Annotated in this window: 28 protein-coding genes; all 28 read right to left on the reverse strand. The window is 71.2% G+C overall.

Annotation, left to right across the window (positions count from 1 at the left end):
• Positions 1-781 (reverse strand): hypothetical protein (locus tag ADY59_RS29505; RefSeq protein WP_049568691.1); only part of this gene is annotated, 781 nt, incomplete at its 3' end.
• 82 nt (positions 782-863) lie between these two features.
• Positions 864-1,058 (reverse strand): hypothetical protein, encoded by a 195-nt coding sequence (locus ADY59_RS29510; protein ID WP_049568694.1) that lies wholly within the window; start codon positions 1,056-1,058, stop codon positions 864-866.
• 18 nt (positions 1,059-1,076) lie between these two features.
• Positions 1,077-1,994, reverse strand: coding sequence for a hypothetical protein (locus ADY59_RS29515; RefSeq protein WP_197093921.1), 918 nt, complete (start codon positions 1,992-1,994; stop codon positions 1,077-1,079).
• On the reverse strand, positions 1,991-2,296 hold the full coding sequence (locus tag ADY59_RS29520; protein ID WP_049568695.1) for a MerR family transcriptional regulator: 306 nt from the start codon (positions 2,294-2,296) through the stop codon (positions 1,991-1,993). The genes ADY59_RS29515 and ADY59_RS29520 overlap by 4 nt, the downstream gene beginning before the upstream one ends.
• Complete coding sequence (locus ADY59_RS48060) at positions 2,289-3,116, reverse strand: DUF2493 domain-containing protein (protein ID WP_053175270.1); 828 nt, start codon at positions 3,114-3,116, stop codon at positions 2,289-2,291. The genes ADY59_RS29520 and ADY59_RS48060 overlap by 8 nt, the downstream gene beginning before the upstream one ends.
• Complete coding sequence (locus ADY59_RS29530; RefSeq protein ID WP_049568698.1) at positions 3,113-3,322, reverse strand: hypothetical protein; 210 nt, start codon at positions 3,320-3,322, stop codon at positions 3,113-3,115. Before ADY59_RS29530 ends, ADY59_RS48060 begins: the two co-directional genes overlap by 4 nt.
• Positions 3,319-4,407: a DNA polymerase III subunit beta gene (gene dnaN, locus ADY59_RS29535; protein WP_063780819.1), complete on the reverse strand. Its 1,089-nt coding sequence runs from the start codon at positions 4,405-4,407 to the stop codon at positions 3,319-3,321. Before dnaN ends, ADY59_RS29530 begins: the two co-directional genes overlap by 4 nt.
• On the reverse strand, positions 4,404-4,655 hold the full coding sequence (locus tag ADY59_RS51700) for a hypothetical protein (RefSeq protein ID WP_049568701.1): 252 nt from the start codon (positions 4,653-4,655) through the stop codon (positions 4,404-4,406). Before ADY59_RS51700 ends, dnaN begins: the two co-directional genes overlap by 4 nt.
• Positions 4,652-4,912, reverse strand: a complete 261-nt coding sequence (locus ADY59_RS29545; protein ID WP_049568704.1) for a WhiB family transcriptional regulator — start codon at positions 4,910-4,912, stop codon at positions 4,652-4,654. The genes ADY59_RS51700 and ADY59_RS29545 overlap by 4 nt, the downstream gene beginning before the upstream one ends.
• Complete coding sequence (locus ADY59_RS29550; protein WP_197093922.1) at positions 4,909-6,003, reverse strand: DNA cytosine methyltransferase; 1,095 nt, start codon at positions 6,001-6,003, stop codon at positions 4,909-4,911. Before ADY59_RS29550 ends, ADY59_RS29545 begins: the two co-directional genes overlap by 4 nt.
• Complete coding sequence (locus ADY59_RS29555) at positions 6,000-6,581, reverse strand: hypothetical protein (RefSeq protein WP_049568709.1); 582 nt, start codon at positions 6,579-6,581, stop codon at positions 6,000-6,002. The genes ADY59_RS29550 and ADY59_RS29555 overlap by 4 nt, the downstream gene beginning before the upstream one ends.
• On the reverse strand, positions 6,578-7,006 hold the full coding sequence (locus ADY59_RS29560) for a hypothetical protein (RefSeq protein WP_049568711.1): 429 nt from the start codon (positions 7,004-7,006) through the stop codon (positions 6,578-6,580). Before ADY59_RS29560 ends, ADY59_RS29555 begins: the two co-directional genes overlap by 4 nt.
• Positions 7,006-7,185 (reverse strand): hypothetical protein, encoded by a 180-nt coding sequence (locus ADY59_RS29565; RefSeq protein WP_049568714.1) that lies wholly within the window; start codon positions 7,183-7,185, stop codon positions 7,006-7,008. The genes ADY59_RS29560 and ADY59_RS29565 overlap by 1 nt, the downstream gene beginning before the upstream one ends.
• Entirely contained in the window at positions 7,185-7,430 is a 246-nt protein-coding gene (locus ADY59_RS29570) for a hypothetical protein (RefSeq protein ID WP_049568717.1), read from the reverse strand. Before ADY59_RS29570 ends, ADY59_RS29565 begins: the two co-directional genes overlap by 1 nt.
• Positions 7,427-7,810 carry a DUF6197 family protein gene (locus ADY59_RS29575; protein ID WP_049568720.1) on the reverse strand — a complete coding sequence of 128 codons (384 nt, stop codon included), beginning with the start codon at positions 7,808-7,810 and terminating at the stop codon, positions 7,427-7,429. The genes ADY59_RS29570 and ADY59_RS29575 overlap by 4 nt, the downstream gene beginning before the upstream one ends.
• Complete coding sequence (locus tag ADY59_RS29580; RefSeq protein ID WP_049568723.1) at positions 7,807-8,253, reverse strand: hypothetical protein; 447 nt, start codon at positions 8,251-8,253, stop codon at positions 7,807-7,809. Before ADY59_RS29580 ends, ADY59_RS29575 begins: the two co-directional genes overlap by 4 nt.
• Positions 8,254-8,461: 208 nt before the next feature.
• Entirely contained in the window at positions 8,462-8,788 is a 327-nt protein-coding gene (locus ADY59_RS29590; protein ID WP_049568730.1) for a hypothetical protein, read from the reverse strand.
• Positions 8,785-9,621 carry an exonuclease domain-containing protein gene (locus ADY59_RS29595; protein ID WP_049568733.1) on the reverse strand — a complete coding sequence of 279 codons (837 nt, stop codon included), beginning with the start codon at positions 9,619-9,621 and terminating at the stop codon, positions 8,785-8,787. Before ADY59_RS29595 ends, ADY59_RS29590 begins: the two co-directional genes overlap by 4 nt.
• Positions 9,621-10,754, reverse strand: coding sequence for a recombination directionality factor (locus tag ADY59_RS47705; protein WP_053175273.1), 1,134 nt, complete (start codon positions 10,752-10,754; stop codon positions 9,621-9,623). Before ADY59_RS47705 ends, ADY59_RS29595 begins: the two co-directional genes overlap by 1 nt.
• Positions 10,754-11,590: a hypothetical protein gene (locus ADY59_RS29605; RefSeq protein ID WP_049568736.1), complete on the reverse strand. Its 837-nt coding sequence runs from the start codon at positions 11,588-11,590 to the stop codon at positions 10,754-10,756. Before ADY59_RS29605 ends, ADY59_RS47705 begins: the two co-directional genes overlap by 1 nt.
• The gene (locus ADY59_RS29610; protein ID WP_156325814.1) at positions 11,583-11,969 is read right to left on the reverse strand and encodes a hypothetical protein; all 387 of its coding nucleotides are present in this window, start codon (positions 11,967-11,969) and stop codon (positions 11,583-11,585) included. Before ADY59_RS29610 ends, ADY59_RS29605 begins: the two co-directional genes overlap by 8 nt.
• On the reverse strand, positions 11,966-12,334 hold the full coding sequence (locus tag ADY59_RS29615) for a hypothetical protein (RefSeq protein WP_049568743.1): 369 nt from the start codon (positions 12,332-12,334) through the stop codon (positions 11,966-11,968). The genes ADY59_RS29610 and ADY59_RS29615 overlap by 4 nt, the downstream gene beginning before the upstream one ends.
• Complete coding sequence (locus tag ADY59_RS29620; protein WP_049568746.1) at positions 12,331-12,612, reverse strand: hypothetical protein; 282 nt, start codon at positions 12,610-12,612, stop codon at positions 12,331-12,333. The genes ADY59_RS29615 and ADY59_RS29620 overlap by 4 nt, the downstream gene beginning before the upstream one ends.
• The gene (locus ADY59_RS29625) at positions 12,609-12,980 is read right to left on the reverse strand and encodes a hypothetical protein (RefSeq protein ID WP_049568749.1); all 372 of its coding nucleotides are present in this window, start codon (positions 12,978-12,980) and stop codon (positions 12,609-12,611) included. Before ADY59_RS29625 ends, ADY59_RS29620 begins: the two co-directional genes overlap by 4 nt.
• A complete protein-coding gene (locus ADY59_RS29630; protein ID WP_049568751.1) occupies positions 12,977-13,246 on the reverse strand; it encodes a hypothetical protein in 270 nt (89 codons plus the stop codon). The genes ADY59_RS29625 and ADY59_RS29630 overlap by 4 nt, the downstream gene beginning before the upstream one ends.
• The gene (locus ADY59_RS29635) at positions 13,246-13,770 is read right to left on the reverse strand and encodes a hypothetical protein (protein ID WP_049568754.1); all 525 of its coding nucleotides are present in this window, start codon (positions 13,768-13,770) and stop codon (positions 13,246-13,248) included. Before ADY59_RS29635 ends, ADY59_RS29630 begins: the two co-directional genes overlap by 1 nt.
• 82 nt (positions 13,771-13,852) lie before the next feature.
• On the reverse strand, positions 13,853-14,107 hold the full coding sequence (locus ADY59_RS29640; RefSeq protein ID WP_231618961.1) for a DNA-binding protein: 255 nt from the start codon (positions 14,105-14,107) through the stop codon (positions 13,853-13,855).
• Positions 14,108-14,121: 14 nt separating this feature from the next.
• Positions 14,122-14,370: a helix-turn-helix domain-containing protein gene (locus ADY59_RS29645; RefSeq protein WP_049568757.1), complete on the reverse strand. Its 249-nt coding sequence runs from the start codon at positions 14,368-14,370 to the stop codon at positions 14,122-14,124.
• Positions 14,371-14,432: the final 62 nt, after the last annotated feature.

Below are 14,432 nucleotides of genomic sequence, written 5' to 3' on the forward strand. Positions count from 1 at the left end.
GCACCCGGTAGGCGGCGGGTTCGGGGTCGGGGAGGTCGATGGAGTAGAGGAGGGTGGCGAGCTGGTCGAGGGTGTAGGTGGTGCCGGAGGCTTCGGCGATCCGGCATGGCCGCTCGAGGTCAGCCTTGCGGTTGATGGTGCCGGGGATGCGGAGGACGCGGGCGAGGTCGCCGACGCCTCGCCCGTAGTGCCAGCCGAGGGTGCGGGCGGCGGCTTCGATGACGAGTTGCCAGCGGGTGGAGAGGGTGACGATGTCGTCGTAGGTGGCAGCGGTGATGGTGTGGGGGGTGTCGAGGAGGTGCCACGGGTACCAGCCGCCGCCCGAGTTGATCCACATGGTGGGTTCGGGCAGGCCGGCTGCGGCGAGGATGTTGCGGGCGGCGTCGGCGTCGGGCGGGAGCGGCAGCGTGATGTGGGTGTGGCCCTTGGCGCAGTCGGCGGCGCAGACTTCGTGCTTGTGGCCGGGCACGTTGAGGTCGATGTCGGCCCAGAAGCCGGGGAAAGACAGGGAGAGGTCGGCGGGGCCGCGGCTGCCGGGCGGTGGGGCTGTGCGAAGGGTGGTGGCGCGGGCGTAGATGCCCTGCTTGCCCTGCCGGTCGAGTTTGCCGACGTACGCCACCGCGGCATCTAGGCCGTCGGGGTCGGTGGTGAAGTGGGCGCCGGCCCATGCGTTGGTGGCGCTGATGTTGAGCAGGCCGGGGGCGCCTCCGTGGAGGGTGTTGAGCCAGGCGTGGACCTGCTGGAGGTCTGCTTGGTGTGGTGTGGTGTCGGAGGCGTTCAACCCGGTTTCCCCTTGGTGCGGTGGTGCTCGGATGGAGGTCAGGTGTGGGGTTGGGCGGGTCTCCGCCAGCGGTGCCGTGCGGTTAGAAGAGGGCGTCCTGCGTGCGCTGCTTGTGGGGTTCCGCGACCACGGGCCCGGCCTTCTGTGCGAGGGCGCGGTGTCGTGGCGCGCAGGTGTCGCAGGTGAGCGCGCTGTAGCAGGTCCGTCCGGGCAGGCGCCCGGTGATGATGAGGGTGGCGGGCCTGCGGCAGGTGGAGCAGCGACTGACCCATCGCATCGGTGTCTCCGGCGCTCATCAGGCGACCGCCTCGCCTGAGCGGCACGTCCACGGGGAACATCCGTCAGGGTCGCCCTGCTCGGCGCGTTCCAGGTCCTCGCCGTGGTAAAAGTCGTCGAGGCTGGGCTGGTTGTCCTCCAGCCATTCGCTCCTGCTCACCTTGTCGATGGGTGCCTCGTCGAGCGGCACGCGAGCCCTGTGAAGGTACATGGATCCGCGCAGGTCCTGGCCCTGGGGGTTGGCCCGAGCGCTGCCGTTGCGGATCGCAGCGTCGAACGCGACCGCGTCGGCCCACTCGGCGGGTGACTCGTCGCGTAGCTGTCGCCATTGCCGATTGCCGTGGAAGGGGCACCCGATGCACGCCGACTTCTCGGCGCTCCATCCGCGCTTGCGCAGGTAGCGCTCGCAGTCCCTCCGCGTCCATTTCAGGTCGAGCAGCGGGAAGACGTTGCGCATATACCGGACGTCTGAATCACGGGCGCGGCCGATCTCGTCAAGGCTGATCCCGATCGCCGTCTCCACGTACACCCCTTTGGGAACCGGCGTCGGGTGGACGTAGCCGAGCAGTTCCCTGGTCTTCTGCTTGATCGGCTTCAGCTTGTACTCGCTGGTGCACTGCCTTCGGGCCATGCCGTCAGACCCGTCAGGGTTGCGGACGAACAGGGGCATAGATGCGAACCGGTGGGCCGGGTCGAGGGCGTCGTTGCGGATGTTTCCGCCGCTGACCCGATGCACGGGGATTCCGTGCCGGGCGGCGTAATCGGCCAGTCGGTCGAGGTGCTCGTAGACCGCTTTGGGCTCCCATCCGGTGTCGGCGAAGATGGCGGCGTGGAAGGGTGGGATGACGTCTTCACACGCCAGGAGCAGGAGCGCCGTGGACTGGACGCCGGCGCCGAGGCTGAGAATGCGCAGGGTGGGGGGCGGAGAGGTGTTCACACGGACTCCTTGAGGAGGTCGGCGTCGATGGCGAGGACGACGCCGGGGGCGAGCTTGATGATCGGTCGGCCGGCGTGGTGGGCGCCGGCGGCGAGGGCGGCGACGCCTGCGGTGAGTCCGGCGTCGATGAGCCGCCGCATCAGGTCGGCGACCTCGAGTTCGGTCGTCGGCCAGGCGCGGTTGTGGCCGGTGCCGCCGGCGTGCGCGGGACACAGCCAGCCTTGGCGGGCCCAGTGGTCGAGGCGGCGGTAGGTGAGGCCGCGGTCGAGCACCTGCTGGAGGGTGAGGGCGCGGTCAGGCATGGCTGGCCTCCGCGGGCTGGTGGGGCCAGGTGGGGCGGACGGGTATTCCGGCGGCGGCTGCGCGGCGCATGCAGTCGCGGGTGCCGTTGCCTGCGCCGGGGAAGGCGGCGCATTCGTCGGCGCCGAGTTTCACCATCTCGGCGTTGCGGATGGGGCCGGCGGCGCGGCCGTGGGTGTTCCAGTCGGCGGGGTGGGTTTCCTCTTTGACGCCGTTGTGCTGGCACCACAGGTGGATGAGCCAGTCGGCGGATCGGTCGGGGCGGATGCCGTTGACGGGTTTGGGGTAGGCGGCGCCGTGGACGACGGTGAGTACGGGGTGTACGGCGTGGATGCTGTTGAAGGCGGCCCAGATGCGGGGTTTGTCGGTGCGGTCGCGTCCGCCGGTGGCGAGGACGCGCCAGGGTTGCTGCTGCCATGCCCAGGTGCCGCATCGGGTGTCTGGGAGGCAGTAGTGGCGGAGCGGCGCGCAGGCGCCTGCTGGGGCTTCCTGGGAGCGGGTGAGGGCGGCGGGCGAGTGCTGGGCGCATGCCCAGCCGGTGATGTAGAAGCGGGCGGGTGTGGCGCCGCACTGGCATGGTTGTGGCTGCCAGGGGCGGGGCGGTGTGAAGGCGCGTGCTGGCGCGGGGGTGGCGGCGGGGTCGTTGGTGCGGGCGGTGCAGGTGCAGCCGGTGGTGGAGCATGCCCCGCTGGCGTTGACCCAGGTGGGGTCGTAGATGGGCCAGCCCCAGCGGGGGCGGTCGTCGTTGCGGGTGTGGACGGCACCTTGGTGGCCGCACCGGGTGCAGGGTTGGGCGAGTTCGTCGAGGGTCGGCTGGGTCACGCGATCCTCCGGAGTCCTCGGAACGGCCGGACGGTGATGGTGCCGTCGGGGTGGCGGATGGCGGCGTTGCGCGGGGCGCCGGGCGGCTGACGGTGCCAGTGGAGCCAGGGCGGCGCGGGTGGGAGCGGGTTGCGCTTGGAGGGCAGGACGAACCGGCAGACGACGGTGACGGCCTGCCCTCGCAGCGTGTAGACGGGGCTGATCACGTGAGCCTCAGCGCCATCACGAGGCAGGTGAAGCGGCCGTCCTCGGAGGAGAAGAGTGCCGGCCGGGTGCTGGCCTCCATCCCGATTCGGGCGGTGCCGGGGATGGCGTTCAGGGCGTCGGTCAGAAACTGGGCCTGGAAGCCGATCTCGATGCTGTCGGCGCCGGCGAGCTTGCAGTCGACGGCTTCGCTTCCGCGGCCGCCGTCGGCGTCGCTGGCCCGGATGACGACCTCGCTGGCCGTGAAGTTGAGTCGGACGGCGGTGGTCTTCCGGTCTGCGACCAGCGCGACCCGCTTCACCGCGGCGGCGAGGGTGGCCGCGTCCACCGTGGCGGTGATGGGCTGGTCGACCGTGGTGCGGGAGCGGTAGTCGATGAACTGTTCGTCGATGAGGCGGATGGTGGTGGTGCGGTCGGGGGTGGCGATGGCGGCCATGCCGTTGTCGATGCCGATGCTGATGGCGCCGTGGCCGAGACCCTTGGCGATGTCGGCCAGGTGACTGCCGGGGATGAGGGCGGCGAGCGGGGCCGCGTGGGGCTGCCAGGTGGTGTCGGTGACGGCGATGCGGTAGCGGTCGGTGGCGGCGAGGGTGAACTGCTCGCCGTCGGTGTCGATCCTGATGCCGGTCAGCATGGGCCGGGTGGTGTCGTTGGTGGTGGCGGGGTGGACTTGGTTGACGGCGGCGGTGAGGGTGTCGGCGTCGATGGTTCCGGCGGGTTGGGGCGGCGTGGGGAGGTTGGGGTAGTCGTCGAGCGGCATGGTGGGGAGCGAGTATTCGGCGCGTCCGCAGGTGAGTGTGGCGTCGCGGTCCCCGGCGGTGATCTCGACGAAGGATTTGGTGGGCAGGTTTTTGGCGACTTCGGAGAGGAGGCGGCCGGGGAGGACGATGCGGCCGGGTTCGGCGACGTCGGCGGGGGCGTGGCCGCTGGCGGAGACGTCGTAGTCGAACGCGGACACGGTGAGCTGGTCGCCGTCGGCGTCGAGCAGCAGCCCGGACAGGATGGGGACGGTGGGGCGGAGGGGGACGGCGCGGGCAGTCCAGCCGACGAGGTCGGCGAGCAGCTTGGGGTCGATGGTGAACTTCACTGGGTGTCTCCCTCGTCGTCGTCGCTGTTGTTGTGGCGGTTTAGGCAGGTCAGGCAGGTGCCGGGCTTGTTCGGGTCGAGCCAGCCGGCGCCCTCGCGAGGGGTCGACTCGACGGCGAGGAGGTCGTCGCAGTCGGGATAGATGTGGCCGATGAAGACGGGGGGTTCGTTGAACTGGCCGGCGGTGGCGTCTTCGCCGCCGGGGTACCAGGGGCGGATCCAGTCGAGCCAGGCCGGGGCGGTGTTCATGCGGCTGCGGTCCTTCCGTCGTCGGCGTGCGGGTTGGTGGTGCGGGCGCGGCGGCGTTCGCTGGGGGTGAGGCCGCCCCAGATGCCGTCGGGTTCGCCGGCGCGTAGCGCCCAGTCGAGGCAGTCGCGGAGGACGGGGCATTCGCGGCAGATGTTCTTGGCGGCTTTCACTTCGGGGAGGCGGGTGCTGTAGGCGATGAGGAAGAACGTCTCGGTCGGCATGTCGCGGCAGGCGGCGCGCTTCTCCCACGAGGTCATGCGACCCCCTCGAACAGCGCCGGCTGGTAGAGCCGCGGCCGGGCGGCCAGCGCCTCCGCCGGGTAGATGGCGGCCAGGTAGTCGCGCACCAGGGGCGGCCAGTCGATGCCGAGCGTGGCGCCGAGCACCGCGGCGGCGACCGGCGGCGCGACCACGTCGGCCGCCTGGAGGAATTGCTTGGACCGGGAGCCGCGCCACGGGTAGTCGGCCGGGAACCCGGTCAGGAGCCCCGCCTGGGATGCAGTGAGCGGAGCGCCGTCGGAGACGCGCTTCCACGACCGGGCCTTGCTGGTGAGGCACCAAGACGGGCCGTCAGCCGAGAACTCGTTGCCGCCGCTGGTGCGGCGATTCCCGCGGGTGTTGATCCGCTCGCCTGCTGGCCAGCCGAGGGCGGCCGCCATGGTGATGTGCGGGAACTGGTCGGCGATGGGCGGTAGCTCGTGCATGGGGGCGGCGAAGCGGCCGGTGGTCCACAGGTCGCGCATGGGCAGGCCGTCCAGTTCGGGGACGGTGTCGCGGGTGGCGATGAGGAAGGTGCGGGTGCGGGTGCTGGCTACGCCGAGTTCGTGTGCGGCGACGGTGAGGACGGCGAGGTGCGTCCAGTTGGCGGTCATGGCGAGTTCGGCGCTGATCTCCTGCCAGATCGGAGCGGCGGCGGGAACCTGCTCGGCGACCAGCCATCGCAGGTTGGGCAGGCGGAATGCGAACCGGAGCGTTTCGACCAGGAGGGATGAGCGTGGGTCGTTCATCTCGGCGAGCGCCGCGGCGTATGCGTCGTCGGGCTGCATGCCGGCGAAGTTGTCGCCGAGCAGGGTGAGGGCTTCGCGGATGGCGGGGAAGTCGGTGAGTCCTTTGCCGAGTCCGCTGCGGCTGAATGGGGGGCAGGGTGGGGTGATGATGGCGCCGGTGATCGGGTGCATGGTGTCGGGGTCGAGGTCGAGGACGCTGCCGCGGGTTCGGTTGAAGCCGGCGACTTGGGCGGTGTCGCAGGCGTCGGGGTCGATGTCGTAGCCGTGGATGGGCTGGGCGAGGTTGAGGATGTGGGCGCCCATGTCGAGGCCGCCGGGGCCGGCGAAGAGGTTGAGGATCACGGCGTCACCACCCCGGGCCATGTGATCTTGTCGAGGGCGCTGCGGTGCTTGGCCGGGACCGGGGCGAAGGGGTGGCCGATGGCGTCGCAGCCCATGGCCATGAGGACGACGGCGTCGGCGGCGTTGTCGTCGCCGCCGGTTTCCCAGGCGGGCCAGCGGCGGGCGACGGCGTCGACGACTTCGGTCTTCTTGGGCTGGCTCTTGCCGGTGGCGTAGATGCCGCGGTGGGCGGGGTTGACTTCGACGACGGGGATGCCGAGGAGGTGGAGGCGGTGGACGACCCGCCACCACAGGCCGGAGCGTTCGTGTGCGCCGCCGCCGGAGCGGCTGTAGGCGGGCATTTCGACGACGACTAGCCGCGCGGTGGCGCCGATGTGGTTGGTGATGTCGTCGGCGAGGGTTTTGAGTGCGGCGTCGCGGCGTGCGAGGGGCAGGTTGGTGACGCCGTTGAGGCCGATGGTGTGGCACCAGCCGGTTGAGCTGGCGATGCCGGTGGCGGTGAGGCTGATGTCGAGGCCGATGACGCGGGGCCCGGGTGCCGCCCCCGTGGTGGGGGCGGCGGTGGTGGGGGCGGTCATCGGGCGCCGCCGTTGATGGCGCGGGCGACGTGGAGGGCGTTCACGAAGTCGTCGCGGCGCTCGCAGTGGTTGCACACGCCGGTCGGGTCGTCGCAGGGCGGGGCGTCGTACTGGCGCGCGGTCTCCTCCAGCCAGGAGGCGAGCGGCTCGGCCAGGTCGGGGTTGGCCAGCGCGATCCACACCGCGTTGCACGGGTTGCGCAGGCCGCCCTTGCGGTACCGCTTCTGGCCGGAGGCGACTACCTCCGACTCGGGTGTGCCGGCCGGGTGGGCGTGGGAGTAGACGGCGCTGGTGACGGCGGCGTCGGGGGACCAGACGGGGGAGGCTTTCCACGGTCCGGCGGCGGTGCCGCGCGCTGCTTCGCGCACGCGGGTGGCAGCGGTCTTGAGTTCTTCGGCGGTCGTCGTGGTGGTGGCGGTGTCCATTACGCCTCCTGGACGGTGGGTGCGGGCTGGGGCGGGCGGTTGAGGGTGTCGACGGTGAGCGCGATCGCCGCCACGATGAGCGCGAGGGCGACGCCGGCCAGGAGGGCGACGAGCCAGACGGGCGGCTGGCCGGGCGTGTGGCCGCTGGCCTGGTCGGTGGGCGGTCCGAGGTCGTGCATCACGGGCCGTCCGGGCGGTAGAGGTCGTGGAGTTCGCGGTGCTCGGCGAGGAGCCGGTTGAAGTCGCGCTGCTCGAGCGCCTGCCGCCCTGCCTTCTCCAGTTCGGCGACGCGGGCGTGGGCGGCGGCGAGCCGCTGTTCGCTCCGGCGGCGGAGCTCGGCGCGGACGATGGGCGCGAACAGGCCGACGGCGGCGGCTGTCGAGGCGGCGGCGATGGCGATGCCGCACCAGGCGAGGGGGCTCACGGCTGCGCCTGCCGGGCTGCGGCGCGGAGGGCGGTGATGACCTGGTCGGAGGTGCGGTCGGGGTGGTCGTTCCAGCCCGCGATCTGCTCGACGAGTTCGCGTCGGCTCATCTGTTCGGGGCGGGATGACGGGTAGAGGTGGCCGACGAGGGTGCGGAGGGCGGTGAGGGCTCCGGTCCGCTGTTCGGGCCGGTGGTGGTCGGCGGTGGCGTTGTTGAGCCAGTCGGAGGGGCAGAGGCCGGAGGCGGCGGCGATGGCTCCGGCGGAGCAGTATCCGTCGGCGCTGCGGTATTCCTCCTTGGTGTGGCCGTAGGCGTTGATGACGTTGGCGGCGCGGTCGAGGACGGCGGGTGTCGTGAGGTCGAAGTCGGTGGTGGTCATCGTGCGCCCGCTTCCTGGGCGGCCTTGCGGGCGATGGCGGCGCGGCGGGCGAGGATGATGGCGTTGCCCTCGTCGTTGTCGACGCCGATGGCGCGGAGTGATGGGCAGGGCCAGGCGATGTTGTCGTCGGGGTCGTCTGCGTCGTTGGGGGTGCAGTGCACGCAGATGAAGCCGCCGAAGATGAGTTCGTCGTACTCGTGGAGGGCGAGCAGGCGGTCGCGCTGGGCGTGAAGCTTCTCAACCTCGGCCAGCAGCTCGCCAGCGCCCTTGAGGGCATCGGAGATGATGAGGTCGGTGTCCCGGCCGGGCTGTGCCGGGACGCTCATCCTGAAGCGGTGGTGTGGGCCTTCAGCGCACACCTGGCCGATCTCGGTGTGGGCGCGTTCCACGCTGGCCCGGATCTCGGCGAGCCGGTCGGGTGCGAGGGCGGTGGTGTCGTTCACGGCTGTGTCCTTCGTGACGGCGTGTGGTGGCCCCTGTAGGGCCGGAAAGAGGTCGCCCGGTCGAGGGCGTCCAGAGAGCGGCGCAGGCTGTGTGCGCGCTGGCGGAGCGGCAGGATCAGGGCGCGGTAGAGACGGCGGGCGAGGCGTGGGCGGAGCCACACATGCTGGACAGCCAGCGCCAGCACGGTGGCCACCGCCCACAGCCACGTCATGACGTCGGCGCCGGCCCGATCGCGGCGGCCGGGTACGGGGCCGCCCCAGCGGGCCGGTTCGCCTGCTCCGCCTCGGCGACCTCGATGAGCCGCGTCCAGGTCTCGACCCGGCGGCGCGCGGCCACGGCGGCGTCGTCGTAGCGGCGGGCCTGCGCCATGTGCCGGTCCGCTTCCTCCCGCTCGTGGCCGCCCGCAGCGGCGAGCTGGTCGGCGCGGGCGATGGCTCGTTCCACGCAGCGGCGCAGGTGCGCGACGGGATGCTCGCCTTCGATGGGGAGGGGGAGCGGCGGCGGCTCGTGGTGGATGGGCTCGAAGACGGTCATGCCAGGGCCTCCTCATGCTGGTTGGCGGGGGCGGGCTCGACGGGCCACGCCCCAGAGATGACGGCGGCTGTGTCGCGCTTCTCGCCGGCCTTGGGCGAGCGGAGCCACTCCTGGTAGGAGGCGGCCTGCTCGGCGGCCCACTTCTGCTGACTGGCGAAGAGGGTGGGCAGATCGACGGCGAGGGCGTCGAACAGGTGCCGGTCGTCGCCGCGCCCGGCCTGAATCCGGGGCCGCTGGTCGCGCGGCATGGCGGCGATGCAACCGATGCGCCAGGCGATGCGCGCGCTGATGAGGGCGTCGTAGCGGGCGCCGTGCGCGTCCGCGTCGTTCCAAGGGATGCCGAACACCTGGGCGCACGTCTTGAGGGCGTGTGCGCCCTGCTGCTCGCTGACCTTGCGTCGCCACCGGTCGACGTGCTTGGAGATGACGAGCGTGTCGATGACCGGGCCGTAGGCGCCGCCGCACCATTCGAGGAGCGGCGGCTCGCCGTGCCGGATCAGCTCGGCGTTGAGGACGGTGAGGTCGTAGCGGACGTTGTGGCCGACGATCGGGATGCTGTTGGCCCACACGTTCGCGATGGCGGTGGCGATGCGCGGGATCGCCTCCGCGGCGGGCATGCCGTGCTCGCGGACGTGCTCGGTGGTGTGGCCGTGAATCTTGGTGGCCTCCGCCGGGATCTCGACGCCGGGGTTGATGAGGAGAGGCGGAAGGTCGATTGGGTCGTGGCCGCCGCCGAACTGTCCGAGGTACGCCTCGACGATGCGGGCCTGGTGGGGGTCGGTGCCGGTGGTCTCGGTGTCGAAGGGGGCGAGCCGGCCGAGGTGCCACGCCATCAGGCCACCGCCCCGGCCTTGACCTGGGCGAGGAAGTTGGTGAGGTCCTCCACGCCAGCGTTCTCGGAGGCGACGCCGCCGGACGCCTCAAGGAACCGCTTGTGCAGCTCAGACGTGGTGCCGGGCCAGGCGGCTACGATCTGCTGCCAGATCAGGTCTGGGTCGCCGGCCAGGGCGGCGGGCGGCTGCTCGGCGGCCTTGAGGCGCTTGCCGATCGCGGTCATCTCGTCCGTCTGCGCTTGCGTCGGCGAGATACCGGCCGCCGCCGCCTCGTTCCAGATGGTCTTGAAGGCGGCGAACGTGGTGACCGCGCGAGCGCGGGCCAAGAACTCCTCCGGCGTGGGCACCGGGGGAGTGGCGGGCGCCGGGGCTTCGAGCGCGGGCTTATTGCCCTGCTCGACCGCCGCCGAAGTCTGGCCGCCGCCGACCGGCACCGGCTGCGCCGCCCCGGCGAGCACCTGCCCGGCCGTGCTCCCGCGCAGCTCGACGGCGACGACGGGAAACTGCTTCGTCTTGCCCTGCGCCACCCTCGTGCGCTGCTCGATGCGCAGCCGCACGGGGATCAGCGCCTCCGTGCCGATGGAGCCCTTGAGCACGTCGACGGCAGCGGCGATCTCGTTGGCGGCGTGGTAGGAGTGCGTCTCGACCCGCCACGCGCCGATGTCGGGCATCTCCGGGAGGATGACGTTGAGCCGGGTCGTCATCTTGCACGCGCGGTCGCGGGGGGCGGTCTCGTGGAAGTTCTCGCCCCACTGGGCGCGGCACAGGCACGGCTGGTCGGAGAGGGTTTCCGACATGCCGTCGCAGCGGCGCTGCGCCCCGCCCGCGCTCCACAGCTCGTACGACTGCGAGAGCGGGTCGCCGGGCGGCAGGATCGCGTCGAGGCTGGCGGCCTTGGTGATGACCCGCCACTGAGGGGCGCCGTTGCCCTGCGGCTGCCACTTCTCGACGGTGCCGCCCCACACGTCGGCGGCGGCCTCGACGTAGTGCTCGGCGTGAGAGCTGATGATCCACGTTTGCGACCGGACCGCGCGGGGCCGCTTGCTGGGGTCGTCGTTGGGGACGCTGTAGCCCGTGCGGAGCCGCCCGAGTTCGCGCGCCTGGCGCTGGAGGGTGATGATGCGAGATCCCATCAGGCAGCGGCCTTCCTTGTGCGGGGCTTGCGGGCAGGCGTGTTGAGCGGCTTGTACGGCTTCATGTCGAGGTCGTGCAGCACGTAGGAGGCGGTGAGCAGGCCCACGAACGCCGAGTGGAGTTCAGGCAGGGCGGGCATCGGGACGAAGCCGTAGCTGCTGGTGCGCAGGTTCAAGATGGCCGCGCCGGCGAACTCGGGGACCGGGTGCTCGCTGTCGTCGGGCGCCAGTGCGACCTCTGCGAATCGGAGGGCAGCGAGCTGGAGTGCGTGGTCGCGGTAGACCGTGCTCGCCGACTTGGTGAGCGACGTCTTGATGTCGACGAGCCAGAGCCCGTCCGGCTGGCCGCCGGGCAAGTTCTTGAGTCGGATCCACAGGTCGGCGGTGCCGCCGTAGCGGTAGCTGCGGTGGAGGACGGTGACTTCGACGGCGTCGATGTCGGTGGCGATGTCGACGCCGAATTCCTTCAGGAACAGTTCGTACTGGTCGACGAACGGCTGTGCTTCCTCGTCGTGCTCGGCGGGTGTGCCGAGGACGTGGGCTTCGGCGAGGGCGTGGACGCGGGAGCCGAGGTCGCGGCGGGTTTCCCACACGTTCTTGTGCTCGGCCTTGGCCGCCTTGATGAAGTCCTCCATGGCGGCCGGGTTGCGGCTGGCCCGGACGGCAGTGGGCAGGTTCTCGGCGAAGTACTCGGCGGTGACCTTGGCCGCGGCGGGTGCGAGGGCGGGCTTGTTGAGGGTGTTGAGGACGTTGGTGACCGAGACGAGGAGGCCGCCGGCGGGGTCTTGGTAGTAGCGCCCGTTGTCGGTGTCGCGGGCGTGCTTGGGGTTAGTCACGGTCGGCCTGCTCCTCGCGGTAGTCGTGGTCGGCGGCGTGGCCGATGTCGTGGCCGCCGCGCACGCTCGGACGGGCGGGCGCGTTGTCAGTGAGCGCGGCGCGCAGCTTCGCGGCGGCGACCGGGGTGACCCAGCTCAACTTCTCCATGTCGTTGAGCACCGCGAGGGCGCTGGCGATCTGGGCGTCCCGCTCCCTGACTCGGACCAGGACGGCACCCATCCGCTCGCCCATGTACGAGGTGTGGTTCAGGCAGAAGAAGTCCTCGCCGCCTCCGGGCTGCGGGTGTTCGTGGGCAAGCCGCTCCTGTACGGCTTCTGCGAGGTGCTCGATCAGTTGATCGCTGGCGGGGCGACTGCTCAGCCGGGACAGTGCGGTCATCGGCCACCGCCGGTGCATCCGCCGGAGATGAGCGTCAGCTCCATCCCCACCAGCAGCCGGTCGGCGTGGCTGCCGCCCCGGCCGCGCCCGTCCTGCCAGATGACGACCATGTGGCCGGGGTCGTCGGGGTGGGCGGCGGCGCGGATTTCGCGGACGATGACGTCGCGGCTGCGCATGCTGGCCCAGCGGGTGAGCACGTTGCGCGGGTTGCGGTCGGCGCCGTAGTTGAGGTGTGCGGCGAGGTGGCGGAGTGCGGTGACGGCTTCGCCGGGTGGGGCGGCCTGAAGGATGGCGTCGACGGGGCTGTCGGTCTGGCCGCTGTCGATGAGGTTGGCGGCGTTGCGCAGGATGTCGGCGGTGCTCACCGGGCCTCGCCGTCCTGTGCGTCGAGCCAGTCGGAGCGGCGGATGCAGTCGACGGTGGCGCCGTCGGGGAGGTGGATGATGCCGACGACGGGCGGCTCGTCGATGGGGTTGTCGATCTGCTCCCAGTCGATGACGTGTTCGCCGTTGGGCTTCTTGGTGATGTCGGTGATGGCGGCGGCCATGCCGTTGATGGCGATGAGGTGGCCGCGCGGCCCGTCCTTGAGGCCAGCGCCGGTGACGGGGATGGTCTTGAAGGCGGTGACGGTGGTCGTGCTCATCGGGTCACCGCCGCAGGCTGCTCGGCGACCGGCTCGACACCGCTGAGGCAGCCGCATCCGTACTCGTCGCAGGCGTTCGGCCACTTGTTCGTCCGCTTCTCGCGGTCGTAGTAGCGGCGGCCGGTGTGCCCGTCGTAGAGCAGGTGCTTGCAGTCCTCGCACTTGGCGCGCTCGTCGTCCTCGTCGTGCCAGTACGGGCCGTTCCTCTCGGCGGAGACGACGGCTTCGATGGTGAAGCCGACGCACTGGCCGGGCCCGATGTTGCTCTCGCCGTCCTGCATCAGTTGCGCGGCGTCGTCGGGGCTTTCGGCCTGGACCTTGTACTCGTAGTCGAGCGTGGCTCGGATGATGTAGGTCTTCTCGGTCATCGGGTCCTCCGGGCGGCGAGGCGGAGCACGGCGGCGACGTCGGAGCGGCTGCGGGTGACGTCCCACAGGGGCAGGTCGCGCGGGTGGAGTCGGAGGGTGTCGGCGAGCTTCTGCACGGCCTTGCGGGCGGTGTCGGGGTTGCGGGTGGCCAGGTGCAGCGCCTCGGTGAGGGAGGCGTTGTAGGGGCCGCGCACGTACTTTTCGACCTTGCTCAGCACGTCGGAGGCTGTGGCGTTGAGGGCGATGCGGTCGGTGGTGGTGGTCATCAGACCGTCACCTCCGTCGTGGCGACGGGGCGGAGGTCGGCGACGGCGACGCACTCCTCGTGCTCGGGCTCGCGCCGGTACGAGGCCAGGTCGACCATGCCGTCGGTGCGGCCGACGGTCGGGACCATGCGGGCGTCGGGGCGGTGGATCCACACGCTGTCGTCGTCCTCGTAGCCGCCCACGATCCAGGTGCCGGGGACGCCGTTCCAGGTGACGGTGTCGCCCTTGGCGGGCGTCCACGCCTTGTACTGGGCGGTGAGCTGGGCGCGGCGGATGCGGTCGAGCATTTCCTCGCAGGCGTCGGAGGCGACGTGGACGCGCTCGTCGCCGCCGTTCCAGGCGAGGTCGGCGGCCTGGTCGGCGGGGAGGTCGAACAGGCGGGTGAGCAGGACGGCGACGAGGGCGGCGCGCAGGTGCTGGCCGCCGGTGTCGAGCTGGTGCTCGGCGGTGTACCAGGCCCAGGTTTCGATGAGCTGGTCGGTGGGGCTGGTGTCCGCCGTGGCGGGTGCGAGAATCGTGGTCACGATCCGGCCTTTCGAGAGTGAGGTTGTGATCGAGCGGGGCCCGGCCGTTGCAGCGGTTTCGGGTCCCGCGCCGGCGCCCGGGTTAGGGCGTGGCGGGGTTGAGCGGGATTTCGGGGATCGGGTAGCCGAGCACCTCCAGAAGCGCCGGCTTGGGGACGACGTAGGCGGGTCCGCAGCGCAGGACGAGGCAAGGAAACTTGCCGGTGCGGGCGAGTTCTTGGGCTTTGGTGCGGCCCATGCAGAGGGCTCGTCCGGCGTCCACGAGGGGGACGGCGACGGGGAGTGCGCGGAGTTCGTCCTCGGTCATCTGAGGCCGGGGCTTCTCGGTGCTGGCCATCTGCTGTCCTCCCGTCAGCCCTGTGCGGCGGTGGCGAGGTCGGCGCGGACGGTCAGGTAGTCGCTGACGCTGGCCCGGTAGACCTTGCGGCGGGTGAGGACGAGCGTGGAGTCGAGGTCTCCGCTGTTGATGAGCTTCTCGACGGACTTCTTGCTGATGCCGAGGATGCGCATGACGTCGGGGATGTCGTAGAAGAGCTGGTCCCCTCCGCAGGAGCATCCGCCGCAGATGCAGCCGGTGGGCGGCGCGGTGGTGGTTGTCATGCGCTCATCATGTACGCGCACCTACGCGCATGTCAACGCTTCTGCGCGTACCTACGCGCTTG

Origin of the sequence: Nonomuraea sp. SBT364 (genome assembly GCF_001083785.1) — a bacterium.
GTDB lineage: Bacteria > Actinomycetota > Actinomycetes > Streptosporangiales > Streptosporangiaceae > Nonomuraea.

Bases quoted from the DNA above. Each gene is read 5' to 3' on its own strand.
- ADY59_RS29590 (WP_049568730.1), bottom strand. From the start codon at position 8,788: ATGACCGTCTTCGAGCCCATCCACCACGAGCCGCCGCCGCTCCCCCTC.
- ADY59_RS29625 (WP_049568749.1), bottom strand. From the start codon at position 12,980: ATGACCGAGAAGACCTACATCATCCGAGCCACGCTCGACTACGAGTAC.
- ADY59_RS29595 (WP_049568733.1), bottom strand. From the start codon at position 9,621: ATGGCGTGGCACCTCGGCCGGCTCGCCCCCTTCGACACCGAGACCACC.
- ADY59_RS29620 (WP_049568746.1), bottom strand. From the start codon at position 12,612: ATGAGCACGACCACCGTCACCGCCTTCAAGACCATCCCCGTCACCGGC.
- ADY59_RS29510 (WP_049568694.1), bottom strand. From the start codon at position 1,058: ATGCGATGGGTCAGTCGCTGCTCCACCTGCCGCAGGCCCGCCACCCTC.
- ADY59_RS51700 (WP_049568701.1), bottom strand. From the start codon at position 4,655: ATGAACACCGCCCCGGCCTGGCTCGACTGGATCCGCCCCTGGTACCCC.
- ADY59_RS29630 (WP_049568751.1), bottom strand. From the start codon at position 13,246: ATGACCACCACCACCGACCGCATCGCCCTCAACGCCACAGCCTCCGAC.
- ADY59_RS47705 (WP_053175273.1), bottom strand. From the start codon at position 10,754: ATGGGATCTCGCATCATCACCCTCCAGCGCCAGGCGCGCGAACTCGGG.
- ADY59_RS29565 (WP_049568714.1), bottom strand. From the start codon at position 7,185: ATGCACGACCTCGGACCGCCCACCGACCAGGCCAGCGGCCACACGCCC.
- ADY59_RS29645 (WP_049568757.1), bottom strand. From the start codon at position 14,370: ATGACAACCACCACCGCGCCGCCCACCGGCTGCATCTGCGGCGGATGC.
- ADY59_RS29610 (WP_156325814.1), bottom strand. From the start codon at position 11,969: ATGACCGCACTGTCCCGGCTGAGCAGTCGCCCCGCCAGCGATCAACTG.
- ADY59_RS29520 (WP_049568695.1), bottom strand. From the start codon at position 2,296: ATGCCTGACCGCGCCCTCACCCTCCAGCAGGTGCTCGACCGCGGCCTC.
- ADY59_RS29545 (WP_049568704.1), bottom strand. From the start codon at position 4,912: ATGACCTCGTGGGAGAAGCGCGCCGCCTGCCGCGACATGCCGACCGAG.
- ADY59_RS29555 (WP_049568709.1), bottom strand. From the start codon at position 6,581: ATGACCGCCCCCACCACCGCCGCCCCCACCACGGGGGCGGCACCCGGG.
- ADY59_RS29640 (WP_231618961.1), bottom strand. From the start codon at position 14,107: ATGGCCAGCACCGAGAAGCCCCGGCCTCAGATGACCGAGGACGAACTC.
- ADY59_RS29575 (WP_049568720.1), bottom strand. From the start codon at position 7,810: ATGACCACCACCGACTTCGACCTCACGACACCCGCCGTCCTCGACCGC.
- ADY59_RS29560 (WP_049568711.1), bottom strand. From the start codon at position 7,006: ATGGACACCGCCACCACCACGACGACCGCCGAAGAACTCAAGACCGCT.